Source organism: Marinobacterium sp. xm-a-127 (assembly GCF_013283425.1).
Taxonomy (GTDB): domain Bacteria; phylum Pseudomonadota; class Gammaproteobacteria; order Pseudomonadales; family Balneatricaceae; genus Marinobacterium_E.
In genome coordinates this window covers 272,124-296,849 of record NZ_WBYH01000003.1, presented here as the reverse complement: position 1 = coordinate 296,849, position 24,726 = coordinate 272,124, and the positions used below count along the sequence as shown (strand labels likewise).

The window sequence follows — 24,726 nt, the reverse complement described above, 5'->3', positions numbered from 1 at the left end:
ATAACCAAATTGAGCATTCACTACCAGGGAGCTGGCCATGCGCGTACTACTCGTCGAAGATGAATTGGCATTAGCTAACGCTTTAACAGAGCATCTGGAGCTGTCAGGCAAGGCAGTTGATGGTTTCGATCATTTGCGCCAAGCCGAAACCGCTCTACTAACAACAGAGTACGATATTGTTCTTCTCGATCTACAGCTGGTAGACGGCGATGCCATCCCATGGCTTAAAAAGCGTCGCCAAGCAGGCCTTACAACCCCTGTCATCATCCTGACAGCGCGTGATCAAATCAGCGATCGAATTGCCGGTCTTGATGCCGGTGCCGATGACTATGTGATCAAGCCTTACGATTTGGATGAGGTCAATGCCAGAATTCAGGCGGTAACACGCCGAGGAGCCGGATTAGCGACCAATGCGGTCACCTTTGGTCGAATCACAGCCGACCTTCAAAAACACTCACTGCAGGTCGACGAGCAAGATGTCGAGCTGACGGCTCGTGAGTGGAGTATCTTAGAAACACTGATTAAACGACCCGGACACATTGTCAGCAAAGAGCAGATCGAAGATCGTCTCTACGCCTTTGGACATGAGGTAGAGAGTAATACCGTCGAGGTCTACATCAGTCGTTTACGCAAGAAACTGGGTAAAGAGCTGATTAAAACGGCACGTGGCCTTGGCTACCGTTTAGAGGCCTAGCGTGTTTCTAAAACCCAAAACCTTAGCCGCTCAGCTCGGCGTACAAATTGCACTGAGCTTGGTGCTGGTTTGGTTATTGGCAACGGTGGTCGCGCTATGGGTACTCGTTAAGGAGCTCAATTCAACCTACGATCAAAGCCTAAAAGAGACCGCACAACGTGTTTTGCCTCTCGCTATATCCGACTACCGACTTAACCAATTCGGCCTGCTTGATCTAAGACCTGAGCTAAGCTTACTGGGCACGCTCAATCTAAGCGTTGGTCCAAGAATTTTGGGCGATCAACCCGAATACCTGATGTATCAACTGCGTGACTTTAAGGGGCGAATACTGGTGCGTTCGAATAATGCGCCCATGACGCCAATGCTTGATAGTTTGCAGACAGGCTTTACCCATGGCAAAAATTTCAGCATTTATACAGCTTCATCGCTAGATGGTCGCTACCATCTTCAGGTCGCGGAGACCGTCGATCACCGCTACGGCGTCCTATTTGATACCGCCCTGCTCTTTTTACTGGTCTTTACCATTGCGCTACCATTGAGCGTTTTGCTGGTCTACATCGCAGTGAGACGACGTTTAGTGCCCGTTCAACAGTTTGCTGAGAATATGGCGACACGTAGCGGCAGTAATTTAGAGCCAATCGCACAAGCTGAGCTACCACAGGACTTTTTAGAGGTTCAAAGGGCCACTAATGCCCTACTTGATCGACTTAGAACCGCTCTGGTAGCGGAGCGTGAGTTTGCGGCCAACAGTGCACATGAGTTAAGAACCCCACTGGCTGTAGCGTCCGTTCAACTGCAGAGACTCTCTGATGAGCTTGGTTCGACGGATCAAGCTGAGCGACTCAAGATTGTTCAATCCAGCTTAGCACGCCTAACTCGTCTGATTGATAAGCTGCTTCAATTAGCGCGCGCTGAATCGGTAACCCTATACAAGGGTGAGCCAACCAATCTTGAGCTCATCGTTAAGATGATTGCCCGTGAGCTAGACCCTCGTAATGATCGAGTCGAAATCATCAGCGAATCACCGCCACTGTTAGATATCGATCCTGACGCCTTAGCCGTCATACTCAGTAACCTAGTCGAAAACGGCTTGAAGTATGCGCCCAATGAGAGCCCTGTCATCATCCGATTAGAGTCGAACGGTGCCTTTAGTGTTGAGAATTTGGCACCCGATTTAGCGCCAGAAGATCTAAACGGATTGAAGCAGAGGTTTGTTCGCGGTAATCAGAGATCTCAACCAGGCAGCGGCTTAGGCTTGGCCATAGTCGGTGCTATGGTTGATCAGTTAAATGGCGATCTGGATTTAAAAATCGCTGGAGAAGGTCGCGGCAAGCGGTTGATAGTAAAAGTAAAGATATAACCTAAAGGGCAGGCTCGCCCATCACACAGGTCTGTGCGATTGATCGATCATCCCCCAGAATAGAGAGTGCAAATAAGACATCTTCAATCTGATCAGCCCGTTTCATCCGCTCTTCGATCACCGGTGTAGAGGCCAAGTCGAGCAACACCATATCGGCCTCAAACCCTTCTGCTAAAGCGCCAATTCGATCATCCAGCCCCAATGCCTTAGCACCGGCCAGAGTGGCCATATAGAAGGCTTCTAAAGGTTTAAGAAGATGTCCCGCCATCTGCTGAATTTTATAGGCGTCACCTTGGGTGCTCAGCATAGAGAGCGACGTACCACCCCCAACATCAGTACCCATAGTCACATTAACGCCAGCCTGTTGCAGACGCTTCAAAGGAAATAACCCCGATCCTAAGAAAAGATTGGAGGATGGGCAGTGACAAATAGCGGAGCCACAGTCATGAAGACGTTGCATCTCAGCGTCATTGAGGTGAATGCCGTGAGCAAACACCGAACGATCGGTCACGAGTCCAAAGTGATCATAGGTATCTAAATAGCCCTGGCGATCAGGAAATAACTCCCCTACCCATGCGATCTCATCGACATTCTCAGAGAGATGGGTGTGTAGGTAGACATCACTATTCTCTTTCATTAGAGCACCAGCGACCTCTAATTGCGCGTCGGTCGATGTGGGTGCAAAGCGAGGTGTTACCGCGTAACCCAACCGTCCACTACCACGCCATTTGTCAATTAACGAACAGGAGTCGTCATAGGCCGATTGAGGGGTATCACACAGATCATCTGGTGCATGCCGATCCATTAAAACCTTGCCGCTGACCATACGTAGATTACGACGCAGGGATTCTGCAAAAAAGGCATCCACTGAGTTAACCGAAGAGGTCGCAAACACCAGTGCGGTTGTCGTGCCGTTCGCCAATAACTGATCGAGAAACCGTCCAGCCTGCTCAGTCGCGTAATCGATATCGCGATACTTTAATTCAACAGGGAAGGTGTATCGATTCAACCAATCCAAGAGTTGAGTCCCGTAAGCACCGATCATTTCAAGTTGTGGGTAGTGAACATGGGTATCGATAAAGCCAGGAATCAGCAGATGCCCAGGACGATGCTCGATTTGAAGATCAGAGGGGATATGCGCTCTTAGATCAGTGTAACAGCCTACCCGTTTAATCAACCCATCGACTATCCAGATAAGCCCATCTGAGTGATAGAACCACCCTTCATCCTCTTTAGGTTGAGAAGTACAACTCAGGATCTGACAACGTAAGGCCCAGGATTGACTCATAATTCACCCCGCTGTTGCTGCAGCCGAGTCATGACATCAGCCGCAACTGAAATCGCAATCTCTACCGGCAATTTAGTATGCAAATTGTGCAAGCCTATAGGCGAGTGAATGGAGTCAATGACTTCCTGAGCAATACCCCGCTGAGCAAGACGCTGTCTGAATTTCAATGCCTTAGTTTCTGAGCCTATCATGCCAGTATAGGTCGGCAGACCTCCATCGATAGCTGCCAGTAGAAGATCCAGATCCAGTTGATGATCATGGGTCATAATCAACATCCACGCATCATTCGGAATATCTCGCGCCACATCAATTGGATCTCGTTCAATGCGGGTCACACCATCAGGAATAGGCTGAACAAAGAGTTCATCTCGGTCATCGACCCAGTTAACGGCAAAATGCAGCTGCGCGAGCAAGGGCACTAACGCTTGAGCTATGTGACCGGCACCAAATAGGTAAAGAGGCTGTAGAGAGGTATTAAAAACCTCAAACAGCACCCTAACCTCTCCACCGCAGCACTGCCCAAGATTACCGGCCAGAGTGTACTCAAGTTCGTGCAGACCATCTTTCTGCTCTGTCAGTAGCTGTCGTGCGAATTCAATCGCCTGATGCTCAAGATTACCACCACCGAGTGAATCCACAGTGGCGTTACTGGTGACCAACATCTTGGCACCTGACGAACGTGGACTGGAGCCTCTCTCACCGACCTGTGTGATTAAAACAACCGGTTGCCCCCGCTTTAACAGCTCAGCAAGTTTGTAGCTCCAACGTTGAATCACAGAGAGTCCTCAAGGGTAGTAATGGCGTTTAAAATGGCCTCAGGGGTTGCCGGTGCATCTAAGGTAGGCGATATACCATAGCCGGAAATACTCGAAATTGCATCGCGAATTGCACACCAGACAGAGATGCCAAGCATAAAGGGTGGCTCACCGACTGCTTTAGATCTTGCTATGGTTGCCGCACTGTTCGGTTTATCCAGCAGTTCGATACTTAGCTTAGTGGGTCGATCACTAATCGCTGGGATCTTATAAGTAGCTGGGGAGTTTGTCAGTAGACGCCCTTCGTCATCCCACTTAAGCTCCTCACTGGTTAACCAACCCGCTCCCTGAATAAACCCTCCCTCTATCTGACCCTTGTCCAAGGCTGGATTCAATGAGTTACCCGTATCGTGCAATATATCGACACGCTCGATATGAGTGGCGCCCGTTAATCGGTCAATAATGACCTCCGAACAGGCGGCCCCATTAGCGTAGTAGAGAAATGGGTTGCCTTGTGCAGAAGCTCTGTCATACCAGATATTGGGCGTTTTGTAGAAGCCTGTGGCAGAGAGCTGAACACGATCCATATAGGCCGCTTTTACAGCCTCGGCAAACGTGATTGAACTGGCACCCCAGCTCAACAGCCCCTGTTTGAATTCAATCTCTTCGGCATTAATCGATTCGCGATTGGCAATGAATTCTGCAATCCGACTTTTCAGTGTGGTCGCTGCGTCATGGGCTGCCATACCATTCATGTCGCTACCGCTTGAAGCAGCCGTCGGTGACGTGTTGGGAACCTTGTCAGTTCGAGTGCTGCTCATCTTCACTCGATCGATCTCAATGCCCAATACTGAGGCAACCACTTGAGCCACTTTAGTGTAAAGTCCCTGCCCCATCTCAGTACCCGCCTGACTGACCAGAACGGAACCGTCTGTATAGATGTGAACAAGCACGCCCGCTTGATTGAGATGCTTAACGGTAAAGGAGATACCAAACTTGACCGGGGTTAACGCCAGCCCTTTAAGATAACGAGATGAGGCTAAGTTATGTTTAGCAATTTTCTGTCGACGACGGTCATAGTCAGCACTCTCTCTAAGGCGGGTCATGATCTCCCGCAGCGTTGTTCCGTCGACGGTTTGACCATAGTGTGTCTGCTGACCTGAATAGAGGTTCTTAAGCCGTGTATCTAAAGGATCCTGTTTACAGGCGCGTGCAATATCATCCAACATCGCTTCAGCCGTGATGACCCCCTGAGGCCCACCAAAGCCACGAAACGCCGTGTTAGAAACCTTATCGGTTCGCCAACGCTCACCACTGATTTTAGCAGCTGGGTAATAGTAGGCGTTGTCACTGTGGAACATCGCGCGATCCACAATGGCATCACTTAGATCTGGAGAGCAGCCACAGTCGCCATTAATGTCGATCTGTACCGCTTCGATTTGACCATCACTACGGAATCCCACTTGATATTGGTTGATAAAGGGGTGACGTTTCCCCGTTACCGTCATATCCGTTGATCTAGGTAGACGAAGCTTTACCGGTTTACCTAGCTTGTGCGCCGCCAGTGACGCTAAACAAGCCCAAGGAGCTGCTTGCGTCTCTTTACCTCCAAAGGCGCCTCCCATGCGTCGTACTTCAACGACAACCTCGTGGAATGGAAGGCCCAACACTTCAGAGACAAGGGTTTGCACCTCAGTCGGGTGCTGCGTAGAGCAGAGAAGATGCATACCCCCCTCCTCTGTTGGCACTGCTAAAGAGGCCTGCCCTTCAAGATAGAGATGTTCTTGGCCACCAATTCGCAATTCGCCAGAGACCTGATGTTCAGATGTGTCCATTGTGGACAGATCGCCTCTCTGCATCACATGAGGAGGACGTACTCGATACGCGTGGGACTTTGCATCTTCAATAGAGAGGATTGGCTTAGACTCTTCGTATTGAACCTCAGCCAATAATGCCGCAGAGCGTGCTTGCTTCTCATCAGTAGCTACTACGAGAAAGATCGGTTGACCATGAAAAAGCACATCGCCATCTACTAAAAGCGGGTCACCCGGAAAGACAGGACCAATATCTTTTATTCCAGGAATATCCCTGGACGTCAGCACGGTAATAACACCTGGAGCCTCTTGCACTGCACTCAGATCCATCGATAACAGACGGCCTCGGGAGATAGATGCTTGCCCGATGGCAGCAAACAGGGTGCCTTCAGGTAAGGGAGTATCATCTACGTATCGTGCTCTACCCGTCACATGCAACAACGCACTGTCGTGAGTGACTGAAACGCCTACAGGTTTCATACTGACTCCTTCGCACTGATTAGATGGAAGTGAATGACACGGGCACAGGCTTTGAGGCGATAATCAGCGCTGGCCCTGAGGTCTGATAGAGGCGTTAACTCGCCTAACGCATCAGTGACCTGATCAAGGGTAATGGATGAGGGGGCTGTACCTTCAAAAGCGGCCATAACACCCAGTGCCAAAACCGGAGTGGCTGCCATACCCCCTAACCCTATGCGCAATGAGGTTAACCGTCCCTCATGCATCCTGTAATGAGTCGCTACAGCGACGGCAGAGATATCATCATCCAGGCGCTTGGACACCTTCTCAAAATGCACTTGGGCCTGATCAGCAAGGTTGAAGTTAATCTGACTGATCACCTCATCCGAACTCAACGCGGTCTGCTTATAGCCTAAGAAGAAATGTTTTAGCGCAACCCTTCGCTCTTGTTGAACAGAGCTCAAAACCAACTCTGCATCTAAAGCGAGCATCAACGGAGCTAAATCGCCAATTGGAGAGGCATTTCCGATAGAACCACCCAAGGTCGCGCGATTACGGATCTGTTGTGATGCAAATCGACTGAGCAGCTGATCAAGAGCATTAAAATCAGACGCTTTTGCATGATCTTTAATTCGACTCAAAGTGACCGCTGCACCGACTGACCAGTGGCCACCCACAATAGTTAATTGATGTAAGGCGGCAACTCTGTCAGTACTAATAAGCGTCTCGACCTGTTCAAGCCCCTGAGTCGCCCGCAGCATACAATCAGTACCACCGGATAACAAAATGGCCTCTGGATGTTCCGATTTTAATTCACAAAGCGCCTCTAATGTTCGAGGTTGATGGAAACCGGCAACGGATGCCGTTGAGTGTTGTAACTGCTTTAGGGAATGGATTAACTCAACTTCACATTGAGCAAATCGATCATGGCTGCAATCGGCCAATTGAACCGCTTTAACAATGGGTGAATAGCCGGTGCATCGACAAAGATTGCCGCCTAGGGCTTCATCGATCGCCTCCACATCAGGATTGGATTCGTGCTTTTTCAATGCAAGTGCAGAAAGAATGAACCCTGGGGTGCAAAATCCACACTGCGATGCGTGCTGCTCTATAAATGCCTGTTGCAGTGGGTGTAGATCATCGCCTTGCGCTAGATCTTCAATCGTAATCAGCGCTTTACCAGCCAACTCAGCAGCCGGCATCAAACAGCTATTGACCGCCTCATACTTAAGCCTTTTATTATCATCTAAAGAGACAAGCACAACCGTACAGGCACCGCAGTCACCAGAGGCACACCCCTCTTTGGTCCCTGTGAGACGTTTAGATTCACGCAGGAATTCCAATAGAGTCTCGGTATTGGAAAGCGGACTATCCTGCTCAATGGAACCATTTTTCCAGTAACTGATCATATGAATGCTGCCTGAAGGGTCATATATAATAGACTTATTGTGCTAAAACCTAACCAAGTGGTCAAATAAATAAACTGACCTTGAAGTTAATTTTTATTTGATTTTTGAGTCAAATATTGGGTTCAATAGACGACTATTTTTCAATTATTAACAAGCTTTGAGATCCGCCAAAGTATGACAGACAATCTTCGCATCTGGTTATCCAATCCATTAGCCATCTACACGGGAAACGATGAGGATGCTTCTGGCGGTATTGTTGTCAGTGGCAAGACGATCGTAGAGCTGGTTGCCAAGGGTGAAACACCCGTTAATATTGATCAAACGATTGATGTCAGTGATCAGGTTCTGATTCCCGGTCTGATTAACACCCACCACCATTTCTATCAGACACTGACTCGCGCACTGCCCGCAGTGCTCAATAAAGAGCTTTTTCCTTGGCTTCAGACGCTCTACCCTGTCTGGGCCAATTTAGATCCTGAGGTTCATCGTGCCGCCACAAAACTGGCACTGGCCGAGTTACTGTTGTCCGGCTGCACAACCGCTTCTGATCACCACTATCTGTTCCCAGCCAATCTTACTGATGCCATTGATCATCAAGTTGAAATCGGCCGTGAGATGGGTGTGCGTATGGCGATGACCCGAGGCTCTATGAGTTTGGGCCAAGATCAAGGTGGATTACCGCCTAATACCGTGGTTCAAACAGAAGATGAGATCTTGCAGGATTCTGAACGCCTAGTCTCTCGCTATCACGACAGCGAACCCTATTCGATGTCACAAATCGCCTTAGCACCCTGTTCTCCCTTCTCTGTGACGACCGAGTTGATGCGTGACACGGCCAGTCTGGCCAAACAACTCAATGTACGACTCCATACGCACCTAGCAGAGACCATCGACGAGGAGAACTTCTGTGAACGCTCTTTAGGAATGCGAACGGTAGATTACCTAGAGTCTGTTGGTTGGCTATCCAGTAACACTTGGTTGGCGCACGGCATACATTTTAATGACGAAGAGATTGCCCGATTGGGTAAAGCTGGCGTCGGAGTCTGTCACTGCCCAAGCTCGAATATGATGCTGGCATCGGGCATTGCTAAAGTGAAGGAGCTTGAAGCGGCCGGTTCACCGGTAGGTTTGGGCGTCGATGGTTCTGCGTCGAACGATTGCTCGAATATGATTCAAGAAGTTCGCCAAGCCATGTACATCCAGCGCCTGCGTTACGGATCCTCTGCGGTCACCCATTTTGACGCCTATCGTTGGGGTACCAAAGGCTCAGCGCAGGTATTAGGCCGTAACGATATAGGTGAGCTCGCGGTGGGCAAAGCAGCCGACCTAGCTCTATTTAAGCTTGATGAGCCGCGCTTTAGCGGTGCTCACGATCCATTAGCCGCCCTGCTGTTGTGTGGGGCACATCGCGCAGAAGCCGTAATGGTGAATGGCGAGTGGCGCGTTAAGGCTGGTGAGTTAGTCGGTCAAGATATTGAACAGATCATGCATGAACATAAAGAGGCTGCTAATACGCTTGCGGCTCGTACGATTTCTTAGGAGAAGATAATGACACCCTTCAGCAAAGACTTTCCCGTAAGCTGGGATGAACTGCACCGAAATGCACGTGCACTGAGCTGGCGCCTTCTAGAACAAGGGCCTTGGAATGGCATTATTGCCATCACTCGCGGCGGCTTAGTACCAGCAGCCATCCTAGCTCGAGAGATGGATATTCGCATGATCGATACGATCTGTGTCCTTAGCTACTCAAACTCAGACAGTGGTGAAGCTTCTGTTCAGGGGCAGATAGAGGTACTAAAAGGCATTGAAGGTGATGGCGAGGGGATGATTTTGGTCGATGACCTGGTTGATACCGGCCGCACCGCAAAATACGTTCGCGAAATGCTTCCTAAAGCACACTTTGCAACACTCTATGCAAAACCGGCTGGCAAACCACTGGTTGATACCTTTATTACTGAGGTCAGCCAAGATACTTGGATTCGTTTCCCTTGGGATATGGTGCAAACCTTTGCACAACCACTATCAGAAGTTATCGATAAGTAACTGATTTTAAATAAAGTATTATTTTGATTGGACGTTCTATTTTACACAAATAAAACGTCTTAAAAAATCCTGCAAAATCAAAATCCTCTGCTAGGCTTAAGCTTTCATTATGTTTGGAAGGGTTTTGTATGGGTTTTAGTTACCTAGTTTCCTGCCTATCTTTGTTACTCATTAGCCAACCTCTTTGGGCTAATGAGAGCTCTCTAATGGCTGAGATAAGACTCCACCCCGTCATCTTTTTAGTCTCTGTTACACTTATCATCATTGTGCTGGCCACAATGACTCGAACCCTGCAGCTATTTCGTTCACGTGGACATAAGCAGTTTAGACAGCTTAAGCGTGAGCGTCACAAGACACAGCGACATCTTGCCATCATCGACAAACACATCTTAATGGTAAATACCGACCCAAACGGCAAGGTGACTAAGGCATCTAGCGCCTTTTGCGATCACACGGGATATACAAAAGAACAACTTAAATCAGGCACATTAGCTCGTTTAATTCCAGACGAAAACAGCGCACGCCTTTTGCAACAACGATATCAAGAGGCAAGTCAGAAAGGGGTCGTGAGTGTTGAAACCCAAGAGAAAAATGCCTACGGTGGACTCTATTGGGTCAAGCTTCAGATCGAGCCTCAATACGACCGAAACGCTAATCTGATTGGATTCACCGAGATTCGCGAAGACATTTCGACTCAGAAAAAACTGGAAGAGCTATGGATGACGGACCAGTTAACCGGCCTCTACAATCGTTCGAGGCTAGATGAGCTATTTGAAGCAGAGCTGCGACGTGCAAACCGATACGGCACTCAATTTTCGCTGTTGCTGTTAGATATTGATCACTTCAAACAGATCAATGATACCCACGGGCATCTTGTAGGCGATGACGTTCTCTATGCCGTCGCTAACCTACTTCAGAATAATATTCGTGATGTGGATATATTGGGTCGCTGGGGCGGTGAAGAGTTTATGATCATTTTACCCAACACCAACCAATCTGAAGCGTTGATTCTTGCAGAAAAACTTAGAAACACACTAAGAGATCACCCATTCACACCCGTGAGTAAGGTAACGGCTAGTATCGGTATCAGTAGTTTTATTGCCGGTGTCGAAGCAGATGAGCTATTTAAACGGGCGGATGATGCGCTCTATCGAGCCAAAGCAAAAGGAAGGGATCGGGTAGAGTTAGGCATGGTCAGCATACCTAACCCTAATGAACAGAGTCGCGATCGCAGCGCTTAACTCCAACCCTTTATTTTGCGGTAGAGTGTAGAGGGGCTAACCTCAAGTAACGCGGCCGCTTTAGGGACATTGCCTTTACAGAGTTTGACGGCATTTTCGATGATTTTTCGCTCTAATACATCCAGAGGTTCAATCTCGTCTAAACTCTGAGCCATCACTTTCGAATAGGGTTTAGACTTCTTAGCGGATTTACTCGTTTGAACCTCTTCTGGCTGTTCTGTTTTGACGGGTTGGGGTGCCACAATCTCCTGCAGCGAATTTAACGGGGCCGGGAAATCGGCTACACCGACCATACCCCCCTCGTTTAATACAACGACATTACGAATCACATTCTGAAGTTCGCGGACATTGCCCGGCCAGTGGTACTCCAGTAGTCTACGCTTAGCTTCATCTTCAAAGCCCTCGAAATACTTGGTCTCTTCACGCGCGTAACGGTTTAGGAAGAATTCGGCAATCATTAAAATATCATCACCTCGATCCCGTAACGGCGGCAGGTGAACAGGAATCACATGCAGGCGATAGTAGAGATCCTCTCTAAAACGACCCGCTTGCACCTCAACCAGAGGGTCTCGGTTCGTTGCGCAGATGAATCGGACATCAACCACCTCATCTGAATTACTGCCCACTTTCTGGATAATGCCGGTCTGAATGAATCGTAGCAATTTGGTTTGCAAATCAAGACTCATTTCACCAATTTCATCTAGAAAAAGTGTACCGCCATTGGCTTTGCTGGCTGCGCCCTCACGATTGGCACTGGCCCCAGTAAACGCACCCTTAACATGGCCAAAGATCTCACTCTCCATAAGATCTTTAGGGATAGCGGCACAGTTAATAGCAACGAAAGGGCCTTCAGAACGCGCGCTCTGCTTATGCAGGGCTTCTGCAGTGAGCTCTTTACCTGAGCCACTCTCCCCTGTCACAAAAACAGATGCCTTACTGGGGCCCGCACGCTCGATAAGATGATACATATCTTGCATCGCAGGACTGGCACCGATAAAGCTATGAAAGGTCTCACGCTCCCTCTTCTCTGCCAAATCGACAGGGGCAAAATTGAGCTTTGCCACCTGTGCAAATGCTGAGCTGATCGCTACCTTTAGTCGACGCGCATCAAAAGGTTTTTCTAGAAAATCATAAGCACCTAAACGAATGGCATCGACAGCAACATCGATCGACCCATGCGCAGTCATAATAATCACCAACGACTTAATCTGATGCTCAATTATTCGTTTAAGAAGCTCAAAGCCATCACCATCAGGCAGGCGCAGATCCAGAAGAACGACCTGATAGACCTTGGAATCAAGTGCGGTGTGAGCTTCAGCCAGTGTGGCGGCGGCATCAACTAGTACCCCCTCCTTCTCAACGTACTGTGCATAGATACGTCGCAGACTGGCACTGTCTTCAACAATTAATACTTGATTCTGAGACATCAGAAATTTCCTCAATTAACTTTATTATGCCGATAGCGCTGATGAAAAACGGTTCAACTCTGCAAGGACAGATTCCAGCTGCGAGGGTACAGAAGGCACAAACTGATCAACCGTAGCTTGATCGCCAGATTTGGCTGCTTTTTCTATGCGTTCAGCGGTAGAACGAAGCGTTTCGGCACCAAAGGTTGCTGAGGTACCTTTCAGTGAATGTGCTTCGATACCTAAAGTCGCTAAATCATTTTCAGACATCGCTTTACTGATTTTTTCTAAACGCTGTGAAGATTCTGATTCAAACACTTCAATAAGGCTTGGCAAAAAATCGATCGACGTGTCCTCTAAAAGACGCTCCAGTACTGCAAGATCCAGTACTTCAGAAACCTTTGAAGCAACCGCCTGATCCATTGAATCGATGATTTGTCCCATTTAACTATCTCCTTAATTAACCCTTCTAAACAGTGAAGGCATAACAGGTGAAAGCAAGGTCCATGCCAACTCTTCTTACTGCTTATAAAAAGATCTATTCATAGTGATTCGCAAAATGCAAAAAGTCTAGATATTTGATTCAGAGCTGTTGGCACGGTTTGTGCTTACCCTCTTGCAATACGAACTAAATAAACCGAGTTTTAAGATGAATATTGCAGTATCAGCGAAGATTAGCGAACAAGACCATTTTGATATCAATAGAATCCTAATGGTTGATGACAGCCCTACCGAACGAGCTCGCCTTGGCGCGATGTTAAAAGACCTAGGCTATGAAGTCGTTGAGGCCTGTGATGGTAAAGAGGCACTCGCACTGCTGGAGAGAGACCAATTTCAATTGATCCTCTCAGATCAAGTGATGCCAGAGATGGATGGCAAAACACTCTGTCGCACTCTGAGAAGTAACGATCGTTACGGATCACCCTACGTGGTTATGTTAACTGCTGAAAATGATCAAAATGAGCTGGTCACCTGTATGGATGCAGGCGCGGATGATTTTTTGCGTAAACCCGCTGTTAAAGAGGAACTTCGTGTACGACTGGCTGCAGGAGCTCGGTTGGTAAGCATGCGTAAGAGTGTCACCGACCAGAACGAGCAACTTAACGAAACCGTGACTGCACTGGAAGCTGCACAGAAGCAAAATGAGGAAGAGTTGCAATTTGCGACGCATCTTCAAGAGGAGTATGTGCCAAACAATCAGTGGTTATCACCCACCCTAGAACTCGCTACTCACTTTAAAACAGCACGTGGCATTGGTGGTGATTCAATGGGATTTGTCACTACCAATAACAATCAAGTACTGATCTATCAGATCGACGTAATGGGACACGGGGTCGCATCGGCTATGCTCTCCTTTACCTTACAAAATGCCATTCAACAGATGCTGGGTTACTACATCAATCAAAGTGTCTTGCCACCGCTTCACCAAATCGTACGCAGACTGAATGAGCGCTTTCCGAGTGAGCGTTTTTCAGGCCTCTACTTCACTATGTTCCTTGGCATGATAGATGAACAAGCCAATACCCTAAGGTACTGCCAAGCAGGGCACCCTCACCCCTGCGTATTAAGCGAACAGGGTGATATGATGCAGATAACCCGCGGCAGCTTTCCGGTTGGAATGTTTGAGTTTGCCGACTTTGAAACACGATCCCTTCCCTTTTTACCAGGCTCTTCATTACTGTTAAGTAGTGATGGACTGTTTGATATTGTTGATGAAACAAACTCAGCCCTAGGCCGCAATGCGATCGAAAACATACTGAAAAGTGAACGCAGTAAAGATGCCGAAACTCAGTTAGATATCATTAAGCAATTTGCCTATGATTGGGGTAACCAAGAGACCCCAGAAGATGATGTATCGGTCATGTTGATTAAACGCTCCTCGGAAAACAACCAAGAGACAGAGTTGAACGTCCAGCCATTTCTGATCAGTTTACGCCCTACAGAGAGCGACGTAGAAAAGACACTGGATCGTATCTATCTTCACTTAAAACTGCTTAATACCGATGATCTAATCCTCTCTAAGATCAGAACCGCGCTAGCTGAACTACTGAACAATTTTGTTGAACATACTGTTTGGCCAGAAGATTACGCGGAGCTTCCTATAGAGATCATCACAACGACCTCTAAAAGCTGGATTGAGTTCAATATTCAAGAGTATTCCGTAGAGCTTCCTCATCTATGCCCACCTAAGCCCTATTCAGGTGAATCAGAGTCAGGGCGTGGCCAACACATCATGATGAGTTGGATCGATCAAATCAGCTGTATGCGTGACAATGATGCAAACCTATGGCGACTGCGTTTTAAAAACAGCTAATAAAGTCACTCAAAATAAGCCGCATCTATTGCAGCTTATTCATTTCCAGAACTGATCTCTCTATAATCTGAGCACATTTTGAACCGATGGAATTGACGTGAAACCTCTTTTGATTGCCGTTGCCGGTGCGTCTGGATCTGGGAAAACCACCGTAGCTAACGCCCTCTTGCAGGGCATTCAATCACAGGGATTAACGGCCACGCTGTTTAGCCAGGACAATTTTTACAACCCTATTGGCCACCCGCTAAGTAATTACGATGAGCCTCAAGCGCTAGAACTTGATCTACTGGCCGAGAAATTAAATGAACTTAAACAGGGATTGGCAACAGAAATTCCAACCTATGACTTTGTTGTTCACAGACGCCAGCAAGAGACTTTGATCATCGAACCCCTGGATGTAATTATTGTGGAGGGGCTTTTTCTACTGTCACAACCGAATTTAGTCTCAGCCTTTGATGTCAAAATCTACTTAGATGTTCCTCAAGAGGTCTGTTTCCAACGCCGTTTTGAACGAGACCAAATTGAACGAGGTCGCGAACCAGACGATATTCGTCGTCAATATAACGATCAAGTGCGACCTGGTTTCGATAGTCACATTGCCCCATACCGTGATCAAGCCGATATTAGGATTGATGCCCTTCCCGTAGATGTAGAAAGTTTTATTAAAAATGAACTAAAACTCCAACAATAATCACAATAAAACTCCAAGTTGGCACACCTATTGCTAAGTCAATATAGGTAAATAATTAACTTAGGAGTTACCGATGAGTTTTACAGTCAGTTCTTACGATTCAGCTAACGTCGTTCACATGCCAGAGAAACTTACTATGGCCAATGCGAACAGCGTGAAACAGCAACTTACAGAGATGATCGATGAAGGAAAAACCAACCTAGTCATCGATTTAGCCGGCATGAGCTTTACCGATTCAAGTGGTTTAGCCGTGCTAGTCGCTGTCTACAAAAACATTCAAAAATTGGGTGGTTCAGCGGTGATCTTGTCGCCTCAACCAGCCGTGCAATCTCTGTTAGAACTGACACGCCTGCAAGAGCTATTCGAGATCTATCAGGATCCGAATGCTGCCATTGAGCGAGTCAGCAAAGCGGCTTAACCAATGTACGAAGCCCTTCGAGAACACCTAGACTCCGCCGTGCTGACATTGGCGGAGTCAAAAGGATCAGAGCTACCCAATGCACTTATTGAGTCGCGCATCACCTCAATTATCTTCTATAAGGCGGCCATTGAGTTGATTGAACGGTTCAATAATGGACAGATAAACATCTTGGAAAAACTTCCAGAAAATGTCCGTCGTTCGCTCCTTACGCCCAACTGCATGATGAGTTATGAGCACTGGCTAGATGCCATTTCTAATCTGCATCTTGAGCTAGAGAAGGTCTACTACAGTGATACCCATTTAACGCACGAATCTTTGGCTGATATTCACCGCAATGCGATCGATATTGAGCAGTTTGTTCTCAGTGCGCCCTTTAACGGCAGAGCCAGCCTGTTAATGCCAGGATTAATAAAACGGGACCAGAAACTTAAATGTTTAGCGGCACCCTTTTTAGTCTTTAAGAGGCTAGGTTTACTGACTCCGTTGAAATCGGTTGTGAACGGATAGGAGTGATCATGAAAAAATATGACGGCATCAAGCTGGGTTCATTGGTCAGCTTACTCCTGTCTGGTTGCAGCCAACAGCCGATACAAAACGAAAACGAGACGATCTATTTTTCGCACTCGTTGCCGAATATCGCCACTCCCTTAAAGCCTCAACCAGTCGTCAACATTGTGCTACCGATCATCTACTTCGCCAACGACAGTTATGAAGTGACGCCAACCGAGAGGGTCAAACTCAAAGAGTTTGTTGAGACACTGGGTGAGCAACGTCCGTCAATCATTTTGAATGGGCATACCGATTGGAATCGCAGTGACCAATACAACGATCAGTTGGGGCTGAATCGATCCGAGTCCGTCCTACTAACATTGGTTGATATTGGCTACCCAGCTGAAAAACTGGCCACAGCCTCCATGGGCGAATCCCAACCCGTTGCAGACAATCAAACCGAACAGGGCCGTCAACTGAATCGACGAGTCACTCTATCACTATTCTAATAGAGCCAAATCATGACACGAGAAGAAGCGATTGCACGTGATCTAAAGCGCAATGTATGGACAGTCATGGGGCTGCCGTTTGATTGCACAACAGAGCAAGAGACGACAGATCATCTGATTGATGCGATGCTAAAAGAGGAGCGCTGCTTCTTCACAACACCGAACCTAAATTTTGCAATCACTGCACAAAATGATTCGCAATTTAGGGATTCAGTCATTAACTCAGATTGGGTGGTCGCGGATGGTATGCCGCTTATCTGGATTGCAAAAACTCTAGGTATTCCTTTGCCGGAACGCGTCGCTGGCTCTTCAGTGTTTGAAAGGGTTAGGCAAGAGTATAGAAACCCACATCGCCCCATCCGACTGGTCTTTTTCGGAGGCCCTGATGGAACAGCAGCTGAAGCGTTTAAAAAGATCGCGGTAGACAACAGCAGCATGGAAGTCGTTGGTTTTTACAGCCCCGGCTTTGGCTCGATGGATGAGATGAGTGATCCTGAGATAATCAAACAGATCAATCAGACAGATGCGGATCTTTTAATTGTTGCGTTAGGAGCAAAACGAGGCCAGCAATGGATCGAACTAAACCGCCACAATCTTGATGTTCCGGTCATTTCACACCTGGGCGCGGTCATCAATTTTGTTGCAGGAACGGTTAACAGGGCCCCTCTTTGGATACAACGTAGCGGTTTAGAGTGGTTATGGCGTATATGGGAGGAGACGAGTCTATTTAAGCGGTATTGGCATGATGGTCGCGCATTTATTTGGCAATACCTCACAAAAATACGTCCCTATAAAAAACTAATGCAGAAGCAGTCTCAGCTACCGCAGATACCTTTGGAGTTTAGTTATCTAAACGACTCAAACACCCTACAAATATCGGGTGATGCACTTCACAGAAACTTATCAAATCTTAGAAGTGCATTAATTGAGTTAATTGAAGAGGAGAGAGTTCGGGTAATCGATCTCAAAGGCCTATCTCGGCTGGATGGTTCATTCATCGCCCTGCTACAACTGGTGCAAAAGCAGATCAATATAAGCGGTCACAGCTTGACGCTTAAAAACCTTGATTCAGTTCATCTGCAACAGTTTGAATACGCTTGCGTATCTGATCAATTCACTATTATTCAACATCCAAGCCCAGTGGATGACGTTTCACTAGCGCCCACTCAATCATAGCGATCAATAACACCAGTGCAGTTGAGATAAGATAAACGTTCACCACCATTTCAAAATGGGTAAAAGGGTCTTTCTCTTGTAAAAACTCTACCAAAAAGATCACTGCGGCAATCCCAACTCCGGGCAACCAAGAGTAGGCTAGATTTCTTAGCAGTCGATAGAGTCTGAATCGAACTATCTTCTTAGAAGGGTTTATTAGGGCAAAGCAGAGGTAATAACTGAATGTGTGGAACGCGCCAACACTGAGCATCAGTAAGCCAAGGTAATCCAGATAGTAGGTTTCATAAATTGCCTTCCCTACAACGAATTCGATGCCAAAAAAGATAAGCAACAGCATCACCGATCTCATTAAGTATTCAACAATCAGCACAACGACCAATGGCTGATTCTTCAACTCACCAGCCTCCGCTTTTTCCATAGTCTGTAGATTAGACGCTCGAGGTGGTCCGATAACAGATAGATATCCTAAGATGAATAAAATTTTCGACAGAGCTCTCATCTAATTCCTCTCTATGTGGCACACAAATTGCTTTAACTAGCTGGGTGCAAACCCATTACTTGCCAAGTGATAAGCAATTTACAGGCCAACTTGAGAAATATTATGAGTAAACAGACACTGTTAATGATCAGCATAGAGCTTCCCTACCCCGCTAATAGCGGTGGGCGAGTCAAGAGTTGGAATATGCTGAAGTACCTAACCAACCACTACTCTGTTGCCCTGGCCTGCCCACTTAAATATGGGAGTGAACATGTAACTGAATTTTCGCAGTTGATAGATCTAGAGGAGTTACTCTTTGAAAGGGTTGAAGAACCACGTTCACCTAAAAACTTGGTTAAGAGCTATCTGAAATCGATCCCTCTTAATGTCTTAAGGTCAGGCTCAAAAAAACTGAAAGAGCGTATTGCAGAGATCGCGAACGATTACGAAATCATATTGGTAGATCACTACGAAGCAGCTCAATACATACCCAACCATTTTACAGGCAAAGTAATATTTCATGCTCATAACGCCACCTACCTAATGTGGGATCGTTATGGCAAAGAGGGTAATAATTGGGTTATGCGTACCATCGCAAATTGCGAAGCCAAACGCGTTGCAAAGTTTGAATCTGATGTCTGTCGTCGCTCTGATCTATTTTTTGCTTCTCCCAACGATATAGACAATCTCTCCAAAATCGGAGCAGACACCTCTCTAGCAAGAGAGACATACCACCTTGGGGATGATACTCAACTTGCTCTCCCTAGCATCAGATTTGAAGAGACAGAGAAGCGACTTCTCTATGTAGGCACACTCAGTTGGGAAGCCAATGTTGATGGCTTACTCTGGTTTATTGAACAAGTGTGGCCGGAGATAAAGGCCAACAATCCTAACCTGATTCTAGACATCGCAGGTGGTAATCCTGCACAACGTCTTGTCGACAGAGTTGCACAGATCCAAGACATTCACTTGCTAGGCTTTGTTGATGACCTAGAGCCACTGTTCAAACGCTCTCGTGTGTTTGTTGCACCACTCACATTTGGTTCAGGCATTAAAGTCAAAGTGCTCAACTCAATGTGCAGAGGACTTCCCATATCAACCACATCGGTGGGTGCCGAAGGCATAGATGCGGACCACTTAACCCACCTATGCATAGACGATACCGCTGCAGATATGGCGAACTCAATTGATCGCTTGCTGCATGATCAAAGGCTATGGGAGACACTGGAACAAAAGAGTCGTGAGCGGGTACGTGAAAAGTACACCTGGGATAGGGTTCTAGGTTTCATGGTCAACGAAATCAATCTGCTATCGGCTTAATCGACCCTGTGTTCATCTCGACTCGAGCCCTTATCACCTTTGCACTGGCTGTCATCTTCTATACAGCGTTTAAGGGTGCCTATTACTTTATGGCCAATAGATTACAGGAGGTCGGTTTTCTCCTAACCTTTATTCTATTTGGCTACTCTGCACTGGTTGCAGCACTGAACGTTAAAGAGCAAAACCTTCGATGGAGTTTTTGGGTGTTCACCACCCTGCTATTTGTGGCTTACACCTTTGTGCTACCGGCCTATCAATTCTCTGTGAATGCTGGTGTGTCAATGCTACCCAGCATGATGGCATCACGTGAATTTCTGATTGTGTTTATTGCCCCTACTCTCTACTTCTTGTACCGAATTGGTTACAAAGTTGAGGACATTAATAGAGTCGTTCTGTTGGTGTTTGCTGCCATTGTTTTTAGTTATGTATTTCACTATTTCCGTATCGATCTTGAAGCTGCCTACAACTCCTCTGACCCAACTATAAAAGGGATGACAACGCATGACGAGCATCGAGGATATCGATTAAAAGCGCCACAGGTAGCTCTATTTCTAACGACCATAATTTCAGCCTATCTAATGGTGACTTCCGAAAGCTTAAGAGCAAAATTGGGTTGGGGCATCACATTTTGTGTTTCCGTTTGGATATGGTCCATTATTCAAGCAAGAGCACCAACGGCAATGATGATTCTGGGTGTTCTTCTCTATCACCTATGGTTTGCAAGAAAGCCACGCATGGGATTGCTTTTCCTGGGTATGGCTCTAATCATTCCGCTTTATACACTGGCCATTCAACAATATTTTGCCGTTATGGAAGGGGCCGATGATGGTGTTCGCTATCGCTCCTACATGATTGCTCTTAACACTGTGATGGACCATCCATTTTTTGGATTTGGTCAACAAAGTGCAGCGACAATCACAGAGCAAGAGATCTTTTGGTATAAGTTCTACAGCTCAGATCTCGGTTTAATAGGTGTGGCATTTAAATTTGGCATAACGGGTGCTTTGCTCTATGTGGCACTGATGATCTATACACTCAAGAAAGCAGTGACTACCAACTGGTTAATTATTCAGCATACGGGGAAAGCTAACATATTTTTTGTTGCATCCATTGCGAAACTAATTACCGATATTTTCAACTCTTTACTGTCCGTGCACTATATTTATATCCATGGTCTAGCCCATGCATCAATAATCATTGCCCTGAGTGTCATCTATAGACTCGAGTATCAGAATCACAGATAGACACTATAGAAACTGGCGAATGCATAGAGAGTCTCTATTTATCAATCCACTCTTCAAAAGTCTGAGATGTAACCTCATCACCAGAAATGGGCTTTGCTTGAACCTTTCCAACTCGGGCTTTGTATTCAGAAAGTGCAGCGTTCATTTTTCTTAGAATGACGAGCCCAATTACAAAGAAGAGGCCTAAAAATAGCACCCCTACAAAAGCTAATACGGTCCACTTTTTTCGGCTCGGGTATGACTTGTAAAGCGGTGGATTAGCAGGCTGTATCATCTCAAAAGGATAATTCTCTCGAGCATGGATCATCGATTCGACACCCAACTGTGCTTCTAATAAACGATAAATAGAACGTTGCACTTCGATATTATTTACCTCACTCAGACGGCGTTCTAAATAGTCACGACGAGAATTCATTGTCTCTACAGAGCGCTGTTTAATAAACGCATTAAAATCAGCAAGGTAGTGATTAACAATCTCTGCAGAATAATCGGATGAGTGAGTGGTCGCATAAACGGTCAAGAGACCACTTTTTTCATCATGAGAGTGGCCAACGTGCTCTTCCCTAAAAATCTTAGTGGCAACTCGATAATCTGGAACAAACCCCTCACGAAATGAGGCAGATTCTGCATTCCATTCGTTGGGAAACAACATCGGCAGCAGTCCGCGCTTATCAATAAAATACTTTGTAAACTCAAAGCTATTTAACTTAGCTAACAAGCGATCAAGTTCATTACTAGGTGCAACATCAATAATGAAGTCGTGCTCTAATAATCCTAAGGCATCGCTACCTCGATAACTTTCTGGGGCTACGCCACCTGGATTTTCATTGATATTCACAGCCGCGATTCCTGATGCGGTAAACTTATCATCCACAAACTTTGATAAACCAAAGACAGCAGCTGCTGAAAAAATGGCCGCGATCAACAGACGATATTTCGAGCGGAGTACAGCGTCTAAATACTCTAAAAGATCCACCTGTTGATCGATATGAATAGGTGGTTCATTTGTGTTCTTCATAATTAATTACCCTTAAAAAGATAACTGACGCTTGAGGCTGATAAGGTCAATTTATAGAACAGATCGACCCAAGATTGTGTGAACTCTCGACCATTGATTCGATCGACACTCAACGGCACATAGATAGTAGACCCTGGAGTCACTTTGACGTTTGAAGCGCTACCTAACCAGCCCCAACTCGATGCTTTAGAACGAACACTCATCACCTCTCCATTAGCTTGTACCACAAAAGCATGCTCATGCTGCGCTAACTCTTTCATACCACCGCTTAGATTGATGTAGTCCAATGAGGCTCTATCTTTTCGATATTTGTGTGACGTTGGAAAATAGACCTGACCGACGACAGAGACCTCATCTTGGTATTTTGGAACCCTAATGCGATCTCCAGACTCTAGAACCACATCAGACAGCTCTGAGCAGTTTTTAACAGCGGCCTCCATATCAACCACCATACGTCCTACTGCACGCTTAGGAGCCAGTTGCTTGATGATTTTCAAAGTTTCCTCTGCGCCGTTGTTTTCGGGCTGTTTATCCTGTTTTTGGTAACCTGGTGAAAGATGTACATCCGCTAACAGATCATCAAGCTCGCCCATCATGCGATCAAGTGCCTGTAGTTCACGAAGACGGACAGATTCACGCGTAAATACCGTACCGAAGAGATAAGCGTCCTCTGTAAAGCCACCGGCTCTCTGCAATAATCCACAGAGTGTTTCACGCTTATCAACGGTGTATGTGCCCGGGAATAGAACTTCACCTTCGATGGTCACCTCTTTACGGTTACTGATCCATTCAGGTTTTTGTCTGATGACCAGATGATCCGAGGGTATCAACACAGTGGTTAAATCTTCGCTTATACCTTCTCTTTGAATTAAAGAGACATCGTATTGATCTATGCGCGAATAATCGCCTTTGATAATTGAGCGACGGGCTAGCGTTGCCTCTGAGTTGAATGCTTGCTCTTTTAGGCCACCTGCAGCAACCACAAGATCCTCAATACGCATTCCAGCCACTAGGGGATAGAGGCCAGGAGAACGTACTGATCCGCTCACTTTAACCACTTGTGTAGGAGTATTGATCGAAGCTTGCTGGCGAAGCTTCTCAAGTAGACCTTTTAAAATCTCAGATCGTTTACTGTCTCGGCCAAACAAGAAGAGTTCATCCCCTGCTTTCAATTTAGGGTTATAGCGATTCTCTGTTAAATCCAACGCTGTCACATCCACCTTTAAGCTGTCAGCATCGGTGCGCGACAAAATTACATAGGAGCGATCACTACCTACCTGGAAGCCACCAGCATACTCAATCAAATCGGTTAAGCGCATCTCATTGGCGATTGGATAGGTGCCGCCATGACGAACGAACCCTTTGATCCGAACCAGAGGTGAAAGCTCTGATGCAGACGCCTCGCGCTCCATTCTCTTAACCAGATTATTGAGTTGATCTGCACGCTGATCGTGCGTATTGAAAACGACAATTCGATCTCGCGCCTGCAAAGTCAAATTATCTTCTGAAAATGGGTTAGAGAGTGCATTACCTAAATTAAAATAGAGTACCTCTGTTCTCTTGCTAACAGGATTTTCTCTCTCTACCAGTGCGGTTGATAAGTCAGCGCCCTGTTTAAGAGTGGCAACATCCTTAATCAGATCAGTGACTTTAATACCGCTTCGCCACTGCATTGCACCGGGTTTAAGCAGATGACCATCAAGCAACACAACATTTTCAACACGATCTATCACTGGTAGCACCTTAACCAGATCGCCATTGATCAGACGAATATCCCCACCCTGCTTCGTCATATCGGCAGAGATCAACTCATAGGACTCGCTTGAACCTATACGTTCTATCATAACGGTGCTTTTGGCAGCCGTCGGCAACAGTCCACCAGCCAGTTTGAGCAAGTCAGTAACGCTCTGCTCTTCCTCGATTTCATAGATTGCTGGTCGATGCACTTCTCCCGCAATACCTGCCGTCATTCCGATAGGTTTGATAAAGATGATGTCGCCTTGGCGCAGATACGCATTTCCGCTGTCATCACCCCGTAGAAGCAGATCATAGAGATCAAAATCTGCAACAACCCGGCCCTGACGCTTTACCTGAATGGAGCGTAGTGAACCAGTTCGTTTAATCCCCCCTGCCTGAATCAACGTATTCAGTAGCGAACTCATACCACTCACCGTGTAGGTGCCTGGTTGATTGACTTCACCGACCATTAGAACCTGAATGGAGTGAAGCTCAGCTAGCGTTACGATACTTTTCACACCGACTCGGACGCGATCAATGGACTCTTTGATTAACAGTTTAGCGTCTGAAAAATTGAGACCCGCAACTTGAATGGCGCCAATTTCTGGAACCAGGATTTGACCCTCACGAGTGACGACAAGTCGATACTCCAAATCGGTCACACTGAAAATCTGCAGCACAAAGGTATCACCTGGCCCAATGATGTAATCTTCAGGAACAGGAATACCTGCAACGGGTGCAAAGGTTGTGGCAAGCGTAGTGAACATGTCATAGCCAAATTGCTCAAGCGAAGGCTGAGTTTTCAAATCGCGGCTTTTCTCCGTTAACTCAACCGGCTTCAGCGTCTCTGCAATCTTTTT

At 46.6% G+C, this 24,726-nt stretch carries 22 protein-coding genes and 1 pseudogene; 14 read left to right on the top strand and 9 right to left on the bottom strand.

The window, feature by feature from the left end; all coding sequences use genetic code 11:
* The first annotated feature begins 37 nt into the window (after positions 1–37).
* Positions 38–694, top strand: a complete 657-nt coding sequence (locus tag XMA127_RS07345; protein ID WP_173483961.1) for a response regulator transcription factor — start codon at positions 38–40, stop codon at positions 692–694.
* A gap of 1 nt (position 695) precedes the next feature.
* Entirely contained in the window at positions 696–2,054 is a 1,359-nt protein-coding gene (locus XMA127_RS12075) for an ATP-binding protein (RefSeq protein WP_173482500.1), read from the top strand.
* 1 nt (position 2,055) lies between these two features.
* Here XMA127_RS12075 and guaD read toward each other — a convergent pair whose 3' ends face one another.
* The 4 genes from guaD to XMA127_RS07320 are packed head-to-tail and all read right to left on the bottom strand — an operon-like array spanning position 2,056 to position 7,779.
* Complete coding sequence (gene guaD / locus XMA127_RS07335) at positions 2,056–3,342, bottom strand: guanine deaminase (RefSeq protein ID WP_173499071.1); 1,287 nt, start codon at positions 3,340–3,342, stop codon at positions 2,056–2,058.
* The gene (gene xdhC / locus XMA127_RS07330) at positions 3,339–4,118 is read right to left on the bottom strand and encodes a xanthine dehydrogenase accessory protein XdhC (protein WP_173483962.1); all 780 of its coding nucleotides are present in this window, start codon (positions 4,116–4,118) and stop codon (positions 3,339–3,341) included. The genes guaD and xdhC overlap by 4 nt, the downstream gene beginning before the upstream one ends.
* Entirely contained in the window at positions 4,115–6,391 is a 2,277-nt protein-coding gene (xdhB, locus tag XMA127_RS07325; protein ID WP_173483963.1) for a xanthine dehydrogenase molybdopterin binding subunit, read from the bottom strand. Before xdhB ends, xdhC begins: the two co-directional genes overlap by 4 nt.
* The gene (locus XMA127_RS07320) at positions 6,388–7,779 is read right to left on the bottom strand and encodes a xanthine dehydrogenase small subunit (protein ID WP_173483964.1); all 1,392 of its coding nucleotides are present in this window, start codon (positions 7,777–7,779) and stop codon (positions 6,388–6,390) included. The genes xdhB and XMA127_RS07320 overlap by 4 nt, the downstream gene beginning before the upstream one ends.
* 174 nt (positions 7,780–7,953) lie before the next feature.
* Between XMA127_RS07320 and XMA127_RS07315 the strand changes: the two genes are divergently transcribed.
* From XMA127_RS07315 to XMA127_RS07305, 3 genes are all read left to right on the top strand, one after another.
* On the top strand, positions 7,954–9,318 hold the full coding sequence (locus tag XMA127_RS07315; protein WP_173483965.1) for an 8-oxoguanine deaminase: 1,365 nt from the start codon (positions 7,954–7,956) through the stop codon (positions 9,316–9,318).
* Between the two features lie 9 nt (positions 9,319–9,327).
* Positions 9,328–9,822 carry a xanthine phosphoribosyltransferase gene (gene gpt, locus XMA127_RS07310; protein ID WP_173483966.1) on the top strand — a complete coding sequence of 165 codons (495 nt, stop codon included), beginning with the start codon at positions 9,328–9,330 and terminating at the stop codon, positions 9,820–9,822.
* A gap of 206 nt (positions 9,823–10,028) precedes the next feature.
* Positions 10,029–11,063 (top strand): diguanylate cyclase, encoded by a 1,035-nt coding sequence (locus XMA127_RS07305; RefSeq protein ID WP_173480956.1) that lies wholly within the window; start codon positions 10,029–10,031, stop codon positions 11,061–11,063.
* On the opposite strand, the gene XMA127_RS07300 is transcribed toward XMA127_RS07305, so the two are convergent.
* A complete protein-coding gene (locus XMA127_RS07300) occupies positions 11,060–12,490 on the bottom strand; it encodes a sigma-54 dependent transcriptional regulator (RefSeq protein ID WP_173483967.1) in 1,431 nt (476 codons plus the stop codon). The two genes, XMA127_RS07305 and XMA127_RS07300, sit on opposite strands and share 4 nt — an antisense overlap.
* Before the next feature lie 24 nt (positions 12,491–12,514).
* On the bottom strand, positions 12,515–12,913 hold the full coding sequence (locus tag XMA127_RS07295; protein WP_173483968.1) for an Hpt domain-containing protein: 399 nt from the start codon (positions 12,911–12,913) through the stop codon (positions 12,515–12,517).
* Between the two features lie 205 nt (positions 12,914–13,118).
* On the opposite strand from XMA127_RS07295, the gene XMA127_RS07290 reads away from it, so the two are divergent.
* The 6 genes from XMA127_RS07290 (at position 13,119) to XMA127_RS07265 (ending at position 18,069) form a co-directional block, all read left to right on the top strand.
* The gene (locus XMA127_RS07290) at positions 13,119–14,783 is read left to right on the top strand and encodes a SpoIIE family protein phosphatase (RefSeq protein WP_173483969.1); all 1,665 of its coding nucleotides are present in this window, start codon (positions 13,119–13,121) and stop codon (positions 14,781–14,783) included.
* Positions 14,784–14,880: 97 nt separating this feature from the next.
* Positions 14,881–15,474: an AAA family ATPase gene (locus tag XMA127_RS07285; RefSeq protein WP_173483970.1), complete on the top strand. Its 594-nt coding sequence runs from the start codon at positions 14,881–14,883 to the stop codon at positions 15,472–15,474.
* 73 nt (positions 15,475–15,547) lie between these two features.
* Entirely contained in the window at positions 15,548–15,892 is a 345-nt protein-coding gene (locus XMA127_RS07280; RefSeq protein WP_173480961.1) for an STAS domain-containing protein, read from the top strand.
* Between the two features lie 3 nt (positions 15,893–15,895).
* Positions 15,896–16,402 carry a hypothetical protein gene (locus XMA127_RS07275; RefSeq protein WP_173483971.1) on the top strand — a complete coding sequence of 169 codons (507 nt, stop codon included), beginning with the start codon at positions 15,896–15,898 and terminating at the stop codon, positions 16,400–16,402.
* A gap of 8 nt (positions 16,403–16,410) precedes the next feature.
* Positions 16,411–16,893: an OmpA family protein gene (locus XMA127_RS07270; RefSeq protein WP_173483972.1), complete on the top strand. Its 483-nt coding sequence runs from the start codon at positions 16,411–16,413 to the stop codon at positions 16,891–16,893.
* 12 nt (positions 16,894–16,905) lie between these two features.
* Positions 16,906–18,069 carry a WecB/TagA/CpsF family glycosyltransferase gene (locus XMA127_RS07265; protein WP_173483973.1) on the top strand — a complete coding sequence of 388 codons (1,164 nt, stop codon included), beginning with the start codon at positions 16,906–16,908 and terminating at the stop codon, positions 18,067–18,069.
* On the opposite strand, the gene XMA127_RS07260 is transcribed toward XMA127_RS07265, so the two are convergent.
* Positions 18,014–18,487, bottom strand: coding sequence for a hypothetical protein (locus XMA127_RS07260; protein WP_173483974.1), 474 nt, complete (start codon positions 18,485–18,487; stop codon positions 18,014–18,016). The genes XMA127_RS07265 and XMA127_RS07260 overlap by 56 nt on opposite strands.
* 183 nt (positions 18,488–18,670) lie before the next feature.
* Here XMA127_RS07260 and XMA127_RS07255 point away from each other — a divergent pair, with 183 nt between their 5' ends.
* Entirely contained in the window at positions 18,671–19,867 is a 1,197-nt protein-coding gene (locus tag XMA127_RS07255) for a glycosyltransferase (RefSeq protein WP_173483975.1), read from the top strand.
* A gap of 8 nt (positions 19,868–19,875) precedes the next feature.
* On the top strand, positions 19,876–21,111 hold the full coding sequence (locus XMA127_RS07250; RefSeq protein WP_173480968.1) for a hypothetical protein: 1,236 nt from the start codon (positions 19,876–19,878) through the stop codon (positions 21,109–21,111).
* 34 nt (positions 21,112–21,145) lie between these two features.
* Here the strand turns inward: XMA127_RS07250 and XMA127_RS07245 are convergent, their stop codons facing one another.
* Positions 21,146–22,129: a hypothetical protein gene (locus tag XMA127_RS07245; protein WP_173480969.1), complete on the bottom strand. Its 984-nt coding sequence runs from the start codon at positions 22,127–22,129 to the stop codon at positions 21,146–21,148.
* Between the two features lie 144 nt (positions 22,130–22,273).
* Between XMA127_RS07245 and XMA127_RS12070 the strand changes: the two genes are divergently transcribed.
* Positions 22,274–22,411 (top strand): hypothetical protein, encoded by a 138-nt coding sequence (locus XMA127_RS12070; protein WP_371731440.1) that lies wholly within the window; start codon positions 22,274–22,276, stop codon positions 22,409–22,411.
* A gap of 389 nt (positions 22,412–22,800) precedes the next feature.
* Here XMA127_RS12070 and XMA127_RS07240 read toward each other — a convergent pair.
* Positions 22,801–24,633 (bottom strand): annotated as a pseudogene (locus tag XMA127_RS07240) (SLBB domain-containing protein); the annotation flags it as partial.
* Positions 24,634–24,726: the final 93 nt, after the last annotated feature.